At 71.3% G+C, this 11,717-nt stretch carries 11 protein-coding genes; 10 read left to right on the forward strand and 1 reads right to left on the reverse strand.

Annotated features, from left to right (window positions below):
* The first annotated feature begins 92 nt into the window (after window positions 1-92).
* On the forward strand, window positions 93-716 hold the full coding sequence (locus ABZX61_RS18590) for a DUF4142 domain-containing protein (RefSeq protein WP_355195936.1): 624 nt from the start codon (window positions 93-95) through the stop codon (window positions 714-716).
* Here ABZX61_RS18590 and ABZX61_RS18595 read toward each other — a convergent pair.
* Window positions 704-2,404 carry an exo-alpha-sialidase gene (locus ABZX61_RS18595; RefSeq protein WP_355195938.1) on the reverse strand — a complete coding sequence of 567 codons (1,701 nt, stop codon included), beginning with the start codon at window positions 2,402-2,404 and terminating at the stop codon, window positions 704-706. The two genes, ABZX61_RS18590 and ABZX61_RS18595, sit on opposite strands and share 13 nt — an antisense overlap.
* 363 nt (window positions 2,405-2,767) lie before the next feature.
* On the opposite strand from ABZX61_RS18595, the gene ABZX61_RS18600 reads away from it, so the two are divergent.
* The 9 genes from ABZX61_RS18600 to ABZX61_RS18640 all read left to right on the forward strand — a co-directional run bounded on the left by ABZX61_RS18600 (window position 2,768) and on the right by ABZX61_RS18640 (window position 11,690).
* Window positions 2,768-3,550: a hypothetical protein gene (locus ABZX61_RS18600; protein WP_355195939.1), complete on the forward strand. Its 783-nt coding sequence runs from the start codon at window positions 2,768-2,770 to the stop codon at window positions 3,548-3,550.
* A gap of 69 nt (window positions 3,551-3,619) precedes the next feature.
* Window positions 3,620-3,865 carry a hypothetical protein gene (locus ABZX61_RS18605; protein ID WP_350727864.1) on the forward strand — a complete coding sequence of 82 codons (246 nt, stop codon included), beginning with the start codon at window positions 3,620-3,622 and terminating at the stop codon, window positions 3,863-3,865.
* 17 nt (window positions 3,866-3,882) lie between these two features.
* The gene (locus tag ABZX61_RS18610) at window positions 3,883-5,283 is read left to right on the forward strand and encodes an FAD-binding oxidoreductase (RefSeq protein WP_350727865.1); all 1,401 of its coding nucleotides are present in this window, start codon (window positions 3,883-3,885) and stop codon (window positions 5,281-5,283) included.
* Between the two features lie 79 nt (window positions 5,284-5,362).
* Window positions 5,363-6,931 carry an MFS transporter gene (locus ABZX61_RS18615; RefSeq protein WP_355195942.1) on the forward strand — a complete coding sequence of 523 codons (1,569 nt, stop codon included), beginning with the start codon at window positions 5,363-5,365 and terminating at the stop codon, window positions 6,929-6,931.
* Between the two features lie 26 nt (window positions 6,932-6,957).
* Window positions 6,958-8,079, forward strand: a complete 1,122-nt coding sequence (locus tag ABZX61_RS18620) for an FAD-dependent monooxygenase (protein ID WP_355195944.1) — start codon at window positions 6,958-6,960, stop codon at window positions 8,077-8,079.
* A gap of 228 nt (window positions 8,080-8,307) precedes the next feature.
* Window positions 8,308-9,372 (forward strand): acyl-CoA desaturase, encoded by a 1,065-nt coding sequence (locus ABZX61_RS18625; protein ID WP_355195946.1) that lies wholly within the window; start codon window positions 8,308-8,310, stop codon window positions 9,370-9,372.
* A gap of 55 nt (window positions 9,373-9,427) precedes the next feature.
* Window positions 9,428-9,910, forward strand: coding sequence for a cation:proton antiporter regulatory subunit (locus ABZX61_RS18630; RefSeq protein WP_319713832.1), 483 nt, complete (start codon window positions 9,428-9,430; stop codon window positions 9,908-9,910).
* 8 nt (window positions 9,911-9,918) lie between these two features.
* The gene (locus tag ABZX61_RS18635; protein ID WP_350727869.1) at window positions 9,919-11,079 is read left to right on the forward strand and encodes a cation:proton antiporter; all 1,161 of its coding nucleotides are present in this window, start codon (window positions 9,919-9,921) and stop codon (window positions 11,077-11,079) included.
* Window positions 11,080-11,096: 17 nt separating this feature from the next.
* Complete coding sequence (locus ABZX61_RS18640; RefSeq protein ID WP_355195948.1) at window positions 11,097-11,690, forward strand: pentapeptide repeat-containing protein; 594 nt, start codon at window positions 11,097-11,099, stop codon at window positions 11,688-11,690.
* The last annotated feature ends 27 nt before the right edge of the window (window positions 11,691-11,717 follow it).

The raw sequence follows: 11,717 nt of genomic DNA on the forward strand, positions 1-11,717 counted from the left end.
TCCGCGCGCCCGGGGGTGGGATGTCGGGTTTTGGGGGAAGGGGTTATTACGCACTGTAGTTGAGTCGTATCACAATGTCATAGGAAATGCTCATGCGCACACTGTTGCTGGCCGCCGTGGCCCTCGCCGCTCTCGGGGGCTGTGCCGACGTGCCGACGGACACCGCGGGCCTGGTGTCGCGTACCGACACCCAGCCGTCCGAGCAGGACAAGGCCTGGATGCGGGGCATCCACGAGGCCAACCTGGCCGAGGTCCAGGCGGGGCAGCTCGGGGTGGGCAAGGGGAGCACGGCGCGGATCAGGGCGATCGGCAAGATGCTCGTCGCGGACCACACCAAGCTCGACACGCAGGTGACCAACGCGGCCACGCGGCTCCGCATCCCGCTGCCCATGTCCCCGAGCGCCGACCAGCGCGCCATGCTGGCCGAGCTGCAGGACTCGCCGCGCGACGAGTTCGACCAGGACTTCACGGCCGCCATGATCAACGCGCACCAGCAGACGCTGGCGGCCACGAAGGTCGAGATCTCCCACGGGACCTCGCCGACGGTGGTGGCGCTGGCCAGGACGGCCGAGCCGGCGCTGGTGGCGCACCTGACCGCGTTGCGGCAGTCCGGGGGCGGCCAGCCCACGCAGACACCCACCGGGTCGCCCACCGAATCGTCCATCGGCACGCCCACGGAGACGACCCCGGGACCGGAGACGCCTCACGGCGAGTAGAGCTCGATCTCGTTGAGCATGCTGCACGTCCGGCCGAGCTCCGGCTCGCAGCCGGAGGTCGGCTCAGTGACGATCTTGATGTGCCGGCCGGTGCGGTCGATCTCCTCGTACTGCATCGCGTAGTCCGTCCGGTCCGTGATCGTGACGACAGGCTCGCCCCAGGAGCGGCCGTCCTCGGAGACGTACACGCGGGCCCCGGCCGGATGGCCCGGGCGCAGGCTGAGGCCGATCCGGGTCAGCGCGTACGGGCGGTCCAGGTGCAGCACGTACCGGCCGCGGCCCCGGGCGACGGCGCTCGACCAGTAGCCGGTGCTGCCGTCGAAGGCCCCGCCGGGGCGGCTCCTGGGCCGGCCGGTCCAGCGCATGGTGGTCTCGACGCTCAACCGGCCGCTCCGGCGCATCGCGGCCAGGTCCAGCAGGCCGGGGCCGGGGGGATCGATCGTGAACAGCTGCCGCTTGATCGCGTACCAGCCGTGGTTCTCGAAGCGCCCGTGCGCCGGGCAGGCGGTCTCGTCCAGCAGGCCGTCGCGGCGCACGCCCGGCAGCTTGCAGTTGTCGAACACCTGGATCAGCCGGTGCGGGCCGAGCGCCGCGATCCCGGTGTAACCGGACGAGCCGTGGACCGGCCAGATCCCGTCGCGGTTGTGGTACGTCACCCGCGGCTCCAGCCACTCCTCGCCGAGCCCGTCGGGGGAGACGGCCAGCCAGTTGTCCGGGCGCCCGGCGCTGAGCACGAGGACGCCGTCCGGCATCAGCAGCAGCCGGGGCGCCACGCCGCGGACCACGCAGTCCTGCCCCGCGAAGCGCAGCTCGCCGACCGGCGACCAGGTGCGCCCGCCGTCGGTGGAGCGGCTCTGGTGCAGCGTGGAGAACCGGCCGCCGTCGCGGCGCAGCACCGCCAGCAGGCTGCCGTCCATCGTCTGCGCGATGCTCGCCTCGTTGTAGACCAGCCCGTCGGACGGCGGCCCGATCACGCCGCGCCGCTCGAACGTCCGGCCGCCGTCCCGGCTGGCGTACAGCTCGGCCTGGTACATCCCCGTATCGCGGTACTGGGCGTACATCGTGATCAGGATCGTGCCGTCGGCGAGCTGCACCGGCAGCCCGTGCGTGGCCCCGCCGGGCAGCAGCTCGCCGGGCGTGGTCAGCGCCGCCTCCGAGCGCACCCAGCTCTCCCCGTCCTCCAGCGACGAGGTGGTGAGCACGCCCAGCGTGCCGGTGTGCGGGCCGGTGACCTGCAGGTAGTACTCGGTGGCGAAGTAGCGGCCGTCGAGCAGCTGGATGGGCGCTTCGCGGAGCGGCGTCAGGTTCGCCGGGCCGAACGCCAGCCCGCCGTCGTCCGAGACCGCGACCGAGTTGGTGAGGGTGACGATCTGGTCCACGTTCGTGGTGAAGGTGCTGATCACCTTCTGCCGGGGTGCCCCGCCGGGGCCCACGACGTCGAGGACCGAGACGTTCGGGAAGCCCGCGAAGTCGAGCCGTTCGGACTCCGTCGGCTCACGGTCGACGGGCGGCGGATTGGGATGAATCCAGTCGGGTGAGGAAGCAGTATCGATCAGGTAAGCCTCGCCCGGGATGGACGGCTGGGAGTGATCCGGTAGCTGGCAGTAACCGGCCGCCGCCTGCGTCGCGTCGGGCGGCGCGGGCAGTCCCGCGGCCACCGACAAGGCCACGACCACGGATCTTGGCACCCACACCGGCTCGCTCCCCGCATCTCTCCCGAACTGACCGAACCGTTCGGACTCTAGATGATCCACGCTCCGTAACACCGGATTCACCTGCGGGAAGTCGCGGGTTCACGGCTGCCGCCGATCGGGCGGCGGGGGACCCATACTGGTTTTGTTAAGTACCAGTTGACAGAAAACCCCTCTCTGACGACGATCGGGACGGCACTATTAAGTGTCAATTTACGTAGGTCGTGGGTCGGGAGGTGGCCCCAGATGAGCATCGAGCCGAGGGCGAGAGTGGCCCCAGAGCGAGTGCTGCCAGGCCCGGTGCCTCTGGCGCCGGAGACAGCCGCCCAGCAACGGGTGGTTCAGCGAATCTGCGCCAGAGTGGCGCCCGCCGGCGTGGACGTCGGCGTCGACGAAGTACCCCCGGGCGGCCTGCAGGTGTGGATCGACACCCCGGTGCCGGTCCCCGCGCAGGAGTCCTGGGTGCTCTACCACCGCATGGCGCGCGAGGTCGCGCTGGTCGGCTGGCACTGCGAGGCCGACGCCGACCGGCTGCTGGTCCTCGGCTGGAGCGCCGCCTGCCTGCACAACCGCGTACGCCTGCTCCAGAGCGGGCTGCGCCGGCTGACCGACTTCGAGTCGACCGCGCAGCGGGCCGTACAGCTCGAAGGGCGGCGCCCGGAGGAGCCCGCCACGGAGATCGTCGCCGCCGTGAACGCCTCGGTCGAACGGCGGCTGCGCTGGCCCGAGCGGCTGGCCGAGCTCGACGGGTTCGAGCGCAGCTCTGGGCTGTCCCACCTGCAGCTGCTCCTCGCCCAGGTCATCGGATTGGAGGCGAAGGTCTCGGCCGCCTGCGCGGAGCACCTCGTCATGGCGCGGGTGCTGGCGCGGGCCGTCTGCGAGCAGTACGCCCGCCACTCAGACCTGTCGCGCGCCCAGCGCGACGTGCTGCTGGAGTCGCGCCGATGGGTGCACGCCAGCTCCATGATCCGAGGCTCGGCCGGCGCCCGGCCGAGCACCGGTGGCACCGCCGGCCGTCCCCACATGGGGCTGGCGGAGCGCCGCATCGCCGCGAGCGTCATCAACCACGGCGTGCCGCGGGCGACCCCCGCGGCCGTCACTCCAGTGGTCGACCACCTCGACCACAGGGAGGGCGCACGCTGACCCAGATCCGCTCAACGGCGAGCGGTCGCCCGGAAAAACCCCATCGAGTCCGGTAGGAGAGCTCCCGTCATGCGAACCCCCCCGCACCTGCCCGCCAGAACCATCCGCGACACCCGGGACACCGACATCCGGCCCCGCCGGCACCCCTACGGCCTGCACGAGGTCCCCGTGCAGTCGGCGCCGCTCGGAACCCTCGACCTCCCCGACACCACCACCGAGCCCGACGAGTACGTCGAGCAGCGGCTGCTCGGCATCAGGGAGATGTCCAACCAGGCCATCGGCTCCATCGACGACCTGCTCCAGCACACCGCGTGAGCCGAAAGAGGAGAGTCATGCAGGACCTAGAGCGACTGGAGCTGAAGTCGCACGACGTCGGGGGTCACCAACCGCGTTCCGTGGCGGGCATCGACGCTCCGCGCAGCCTCGACGAGGTACGCGCGCTCGTACGGCAGTCCATGAGGACCGGCCACCGCCTCTACCCGATCAGCACCGGCAAGAACTGGGGCATGGGCTCGGCCGTGCCGGTCACCGACGACAACCTGGTCGTCGACCTGAGCGGGATGAACCGCATCCGCGGCCTCGACCTGGAAGCCGGCTTCGCGGTCATCGAACCCGGGGTGACCCAGGCACAGCTCGCCGAGGCGCTGCGCGACACCCCCTGGATGCTGAACGTCACCAACTCCTGCGCCGACACCTCCGTCGTCGGCAACGCCCTGGACCGCGGCGACGGCACCTTCCGCTCCCGGGTGCACGACGTGGCCGGGCTGGAGGCCGTGCTGGCAGACGGCAGCGTGGTCACCACCGGCGGGCTGGACCCGGCGGGGCGCTACCACGGCCGGGTCGCCGGGCCCGACCTGACGCCCGCCTTCGTCCAGCACAACCTGGGCATCGTCACCGCCATGGCCGTCGCCCTCGTACCGCGCCCGCAGACCGTCGGCCTCGTCTACGGCCGCATGCCGCGCGCCCAGGTCGGCGTCGCGCTCGACGCGATGGCCGGATTCCTGCGCCGCGGCAACCCCGCCGACGGGATGTTGCGCGTGCGCGAGCTGGCGCTCGTTCCGAGCCACGGCGACTGGTTCCTGCCCAGGGGCGTCGACCCCGACCTGTTCACCGTCATGGGGCCGCTGCTCGGCAGCGACGCCGCCGTCGAACTGGCCGAGGAACTGCTGCGCAAGGCGCTCATCGAGGTCGAGGGCGCCGAGTCGCTGCGCGTGGTCGACGCGGCCGAGGTGGGCCCCGACGACCCGCTCTACCCGAGGGCGCTCATGTCCCAGGGCATCCCCACCTGCCTGGGCGTGCGCAACGCCCTCCGCGTCACCTCCTGCGACCAGATCGACGAGGGCCAGACCGGCTTCCTGGCGTTGATGCCGCTGATGCCGACGCACGCCCGCAGGACCGAACACATCCTGGCCGCCCTCCAGACGGCCGTGGACGCGCACACCACCGCGCTCATGGTCGAGTGGAACCTCGTCAGCCGGCACATGGCCAACGGCGTCATCCAGATCTTCTTCGAACGGGGCGCGCCGGATGCCCCCTACCGCGCCCACCAGCTCCGCAACGACGGCAACTGCCTGCTGCGCAGCCACGGGTGCGCCATCTACCGCTCCGACATCGACCACGCCGCCGCCGACGTGTGGTCGGAGACCAGCACCGCCAGCCTGGGCATGCTGCACCGGCTCAAGACCGCCCTCGACCCGGACGGCCTGCTCTCGCCCGGCCGCTACGGCGCATAACCGAACGACCCACCTCCGCCGGTCGCACATCCGGAGTGTGCCGGTCGGCGGAGACCACTCATAGCTTGGAGGTGACCACGTGCGTTCGTCACCAGCGCGGGGGACGAGCACCATCGACCGTCGTCACGCCGTGATGCTGCGGCTGGTCGGTGCGGGTGTCATGTTGACGGTGATGGCCGACACCACGGCCACCACCCTGGCAGTCGGAGTCCTGCGGTACACACCCGCCGGGGCCGGCATGCCGCTGGGCGACCTGGTCTGGCTGACCAGCGCGGCGTTCATCCCGATCGCGGCGCTGCTGGCCACCGCGGGCCGCTGGGCGGACCTGTTCGGCCGCCGACGGGTCCTGGCCGTCGGGCTCGTGGTGTTCGTCCTGGGCGGTGTCGCCACCGTCCTGGTGGACTCCTGGTCGTACGTCCTGGCGGCACGGGCCGTCCAGGGCGCCGGTGCCGCGGCGATGATCCCGGCCAGCCTCGGGCTGCTGCTCGGAGAGCTGCCGGAGTCGCAGCGGCGCGGCGCGATCGCTCTCTGGAGCTCCGCCTCCGGGCTGGGCTGCCTGCTCATGCAGGCGGGCGGCGGCTGGCTGGTCGTCTCCGTCGGCTGGCGGGCCCTGTTCGTCCCTGACGTCGTCATCGGCGTCGCGCTCCTGATCGCCTGCGCCGCGCTTCCGCCGGGTAAGCGCGCCGGCGCCAGGGGCCTGCCGGACGTCCTCGGCGCGTGGCTGCTCGCCGCGGGCATCGCGGTCATCGTGCTGGCCATCTCCAAGGCGATGGCCTGGGGCATGGACGTGGTGTGGCTGGCGCTGGCCGCGCTGGCCCTGCTGGGCGGCGCGTTCGCGCAGGCCAAGCACCACCGCCTGCCCGCGATCGACCTGGCCCTGTGGCGGCGTCCCAGATTCGTCTGGGGCTGGCTCGCGACCTGGGGCTTCGGCGCCCTGTCGTACGGGCTGCTGACCGTGCAGCCGCTGTACCTGCTCCACCTGGGCTACCCCATGCTCGAGGTGGCCATGTGGCTGACACCCACGTCGGTGGCGGTCGTCGTGACGAGCTTCCTGGCCGGGCGGATCGTCAAGCGGGTCGGCGCGTACGGGCTGATCTACGCGGGCTCGCTGCTGTGCGGCGGCGCCTGCGTGCTCGTGCTGACACAGGCCGGGCCCACCGTGTGGGGCCTGATCGCCAGCGTCGTGGTCGGCATCGGCGTCGGCGCGCTCGCGCCGGGCACCTCCGTCGCCACCACCCTGGCCGCCCGCCCCCACCAGTACGCCTCCGCCGTCGGCGCGGCCACCATGGCGCGCATGGTCGGCGGGGCCGTCGGCGTCGCCGTCGTGTCGGTCGTCATCGACCACCCGTTCATGACCGGCCCCCTCGCGGGGCTGGCCGGCGCGCTCGCGATGTGCGTGGCCATCTCCGTGCTGATCGGCGCGCTGGCCCTCACCAAGATCACCCGGCTGCGGACCGACCCGGGCGACGTCATGATCAAAGTGCCGCGCCGGATGCTGCTGGAACTGCGCATGACTCTCGCCACCGTGGCGGCGGAGGCCGACGCGTTGCTGCCTGCCGAGACCCGCACACCCCCCACGGACCACATCCCGCGGCCGCGGGCGGCCGAGCCAGGCCCGCTCGCCGGTTCCCGCGGGAACCCGAACTAGTTCAACCATTCGAAAGGGCTCTCGTCATGGCAACCACATCGTGCGACGTAGCGATCGTCGGCGCCGGGCTCGGCGGCTGCTTCCTCGCCTTGCTGCTGCGTCGCCGCGGACAGCGCGTCGTCGTCATCGAACAGGGACCATCGGTCCCCAGCGCGGGCGCGGACTTCCTCAAGCCCCCCGGGCTCCGGGTGCTGGCCCGGCACGGGCTGGCCGACTTGGTCGGACGCCATGGCCTCAGGCGCGACACCATCCGCTACTACCACGACGGCGACCCCATCCAGGAGTGCCGCTTCCCGGAGGGAGGCTTCCTCGTCCGCCCCTACCGGGAGCTGGTCGAGCTCATCTACACGAGCTGCGTCATGGAGGGCGTCGAGTTCTGGTTCGACGCCAGCATCGACGACATCGCGATCGGCGACGGCCGCGTGGAGGAGCTGACGCTCTCGAACGGGCGCAGGCTGCGGGCCGGCGTCGTGATCGGCGCCGACGGCACCAGGTCGGCCGTACGGCAGGCGCTCGACATCGAGCAGCGCACGCTGCCGTACGAGCGCCTGCTGATGCGGGTGGCCACCGTCCCGCTGACCGCCAGCGTCGCCCAGCTCAACCGGCTGTACTTCAGCTCGGAAGGCTGGTTCGCCTACCTCTATCCGGTCAACAGGGACCAGGCCAGGGTGTTCGTCGGCCTGCCCCCCGAGGACGACAAGGAGATCTTCCAGGACGGCATCCCCGCGCTGCTCGACGCGCTGAAGAAGTTCGTCACCGACAGCTCGGACGCCTTCAACGTCCTCCAGCCCGCGACCTGGCAGCGGATCAAGGTCTCCTCGATGCGGGTGGCGGAGTACCACAAGGGCAACGCGGCGCTGCTGGGCTCGGCCGCGTTCGCCTGCCACCCCATGACCGGGATGGGCATGAGCTACACGCTGCACGACGCCGAGCTCCTGGCCGACGTCATCTGCGCGGCCGGCGGCGACGCGGACCTGCTCGATCGGCTGCTGTCCGCCCGCTACGAGCCCCGCAGGGACGCCCACAGGCAGCTGATCGACTACGGGGACGCCCTGGCCGCGACCTTCCACGACCGGTCCGCCTACCTCGCGGCCTTCCGCCCGGACCTGCACATCTACGGCGACGCCGCGGCCCTGCAGCCGATCTGAGCCGGTGTCCCCGCCGCCCGCCATTCCCCACCAGAGGTGAGGTCGTCCAGTGCCACGCTGAGTGCGATGGACCGGCCCTGTCCCCAGGCGGCGGGGGCGCCCACCGGGCGCCCCAATGGTAGGGCGGGCACTACCAAGAGAACGGGTGACAGCGGGGGTCCGCCGGACCCCCGTCTCTCGCGATGCTGATGAGTGATCACATACGACTCGTCAGCATCGGAGAGAAACGTGGGGACTGTGGGGACCGCCGCCGTTCGGCGCGGCAGCGACTTCGCGAGACTGTCACGCCGCATCGCCGAGGCGGGGCTGCTGGACAAGCGGCCAGGCTATTACGCGGCCAGGATCGGCATGGTGTCCGGCCTTTTCGCGGGGAGCTGGGCGCTGTTCGCCATGGTCGGGGACTCCTGGTGGCAGATCCCGGTCGCGGTGCTGCTAGCCGTGGCCTTCGCGCAGGTGACGCTCCTGGCCCACGACCTGGCGCACGGGCAGATCTCCCGGTCGCGGCGCATCAGCAGGATCGCCGGGCTGCTGGTGGGCAACCTGGCCGTCGGGCTCAGCTACGGCTGGTGGATGGACAAGCACACGCGCCACCACGCCAACCCCAACCATGAGGAGCACGACCCCGACGTCGCGCCCGACAGCCTGATCTGGTCGCAGAAGCAGGCCGAGGAGGCGCGCGGGATACCCCGGTTCATCGGGCGCTGGCAGGCGTTCCTGTTCTTCCCGCTGCTCACCCTCGAAGGCGTGAACCTGAAGGTGTCGAGCTTCCGCGCGCTGCGCCGCCCCTCGCTCAAGAGCAGAGGGCTCGAAGGGCTGCTGCTGAGCGCGCACGTGCTCGCCTACCTGGGGGCGGTCTTCCTGGTGCTGCCCTTCAGCACGGCGCTGGTGTTCGTGATCGTGCACCAGGCCTGCTACGGCGTCTACCTCGGCTGCACGTTCGCGCCCAACCACAAGGGCATGCCGGTCCTGACCGCCGAGGACGAGCTGGACTTCCTCCGCCGCCAGGTCCTGACCTCCCGGAACGTACGCGGCGGGCGCCTGGTCAACACCGCGCTCGGCGGCCTGAACTACCAGATCGAGCACCACCTGTTCCCCAGCATGCCGACCGCGAACCTGCGCAAGGCGCAGCCCATCGTCCGCGAGTACTGCGAGCGGCTCGGCGTCGACTACCTCGAATGCGGCCTGTTCGCGTCGTGGGGCCAGGCCCTGCGGCACCTGCACGAGGTCGGACGCCCGCTACGCGAGGCGGCATCGAGGGCGACCGAGCCCGCTTCTGCAAGGCAGAGGCCATAAGCAGGTGTTGGTAGGGTTTAGTCGCAAATAGGCGGATCTGAGCGGGTGGGGATAGGTGGAGGTCGAACAGACAGCGCTGCCGGGAATCGGGCTACGACACGACTTCACCACCCGCAAAGGACAGCGGGTCGGCGTCGTGTCCCATCGCACCGGTCGCCGGGACCTGGTGATCTACGACGCGGACGATCCCGACGCCGTCTGCCACGTGGTCAAGCTCAACGACGAGGAGGCCGACGCCCTGGCCGAGCTCCTCGGCGCCCCTCGCATCGTGCAGCGGCTCAACCAGCTGCACGAGCAGGTCGAGGGCCTGGTCAGCGTGCAGCTGCCCGTCCCGGACGGTTCCCCCTACGCCGGGCGTCCCATGGGTGACGCCCGGGTGCGGACCCGTACCAGCGCCTCCATCGTGGCCGTCGTGCGCAGCGGGCGGGTCTTCGCCAGCCCCGGCCCCGACTTCGTGTTCGCCGCGGGCGACGTCGTGGTCGTCGTGGGCAGCGAGGACACCACCGCCGAGGTGGCCGGCATCCTGGCGGACGGGTAGGACCGCGGGTGCACCACACCGCGGTCCTCTTTCTCGAGTTCGGTGCCATTGTCCTCGCCCTGGGAATCCTGGGCGCCCTCGCGCTGCGCGTGGGCATCTCGCCCATCCCGCTCTACCTGATCGCCGGCCTGGCGTTCGGGACCGGCGGGGTGCTGCCGCTGGCGACCAGCGACGACTTCGTCTCCGTCGGCGCGGAGCTGGGCGTCGTCCTGCTGCTGCTGACGCTCGGCCTGGAGTACAACGCCGACGAGCTGGTCACCAGCCTGACCGGCAACGTCCGCGCGGGCATCGTCGACCTGGTGCTGAACGCCGCCCCCGGCGCGATCTGCGCATTACTGCTGGGCTGGGGCCCGGTCGCGGCCGTGGCCATGGCGGGCGTCACGTACGCCACCTCCTCCGGGATCACCGCCAAGGTGCTGTCCGATCTGGGATGGATCGGTAACCGGGAGACGCCGACGGTGCTGTCGCTGCTGGTCTTCGAAGACCTGACGATGGCCGTCTACCTGCCGATCCTGACGACCATCCTGGCCGGGCTGAGCCTGGCCAGCGGGGCGGTCGCGGTGGGCGTCGCGCTGCTGACCGTGAGCGCGGTGCTGGTGGTGGCGCTCAAGTTCGGGCGCTTCATCGAGGCGTTCGTGGCCAGCCCCAACAACGAGGTGCTGCTGCTCAAGGTGGTCGGGCTCGCCCTGCTCGTGGCCGGGCTCGCCCAGCAGCTGAACGTGTCGGCGGCGGTCGGCGCGTTCCTGGTCGGCATCGCGCTGTCCGGCGAGCTCGCCGAGGACGCGCAGGCGCTGCTGGCGCCGCTGCGCGACCTGTTCGCGGCGGTGTTCTTCGTCTTCTTCGGCCTCCAGACCGATCCGGCGAAGATCCTTCCCGTGGCGGGGCTGGCCGCGCTGCTCGCGGTGGTCAGCATGATCACCAAGCTGCTGACCGGCGCGTACGCGGCCAGGCGGGCGGGCATCGGCAAGGCGGGTCAGGCGCGGGCGGGCATCGCGCTCATCCCGCGCGGCGAGTTCAACATCGTCATCGCGGGCCTGGCGGTGGGCGCGGGCGCCCACCCCGACCTGGGCGCGCTGGCGGCGGCGTACGTCCTCATCCTGGCGGCCTTCGGGCCCCTGGCGGCCAAGCTCGTGCAACCTCTCATCACCTCCATCGCCAAGCGGTCCTGATCCGCTAGTTTGTTCGCATGACCCAGCCCACCGAGAAGACGATCTGGTCCACCGACTGGGACAGCGTGGAGATCTCCGGCGAGAGCCATCGCCGGGTGCTGTTCCAGGACGTGGACATGACCGAGCTGGTTGATCACGGCTCCTCCTTCGAGGAGTGCCACTTCAGCAACGTGCGCTTCAACGTGTCGGCCCACGACGACGCCCGCTTCGTCAACTGCACGTTCACGCGGTGCTCGTTCTTCGACGCGACGTTCGACGGGTGCAAGCTGACCGGCAGCGTGTTCGACGGGTGCACGTACGGGCTGCTCAAGGTCGAGGGCGGCGACTGGTCGTACGTCGGCCTCGCCGGCGCCGACCTGCGGGGCAGCGTCTTCCGCGGCACCCGGCTGCGGGAGGCCGACCTGTCGGGCGTCCGGCTGGAGGGTGCCGAGCTGCGGCGGGCCGACCTGTCGGGCGCGTCGCTGCGCGGCGCCGACCTGACGCGGTGCGACCTGCGCGGCAGCGACCTGAGCACGCTCGACCCGCTCACCGTCACGCTCAAGAACGCGATCATCGACCCGTTCCAGGCGACGGTCGTGGCCGGCGCGCTGGGGCTCGACGTACGCGAGTAGGCGGCCACCGAGATCGGCTGCGGATCC

It is taken from the genome of Nonomuraea sp. NPDC003709 (assembly GCF_040610775.1).
Classification (GTDB): domain Bacteria; phylum Actinomycetota; class Actinomycetes; order Streptosporangiales; family Streptosporangiaceae; genus Nonomuraea; species Nonomuraea angiospora_A.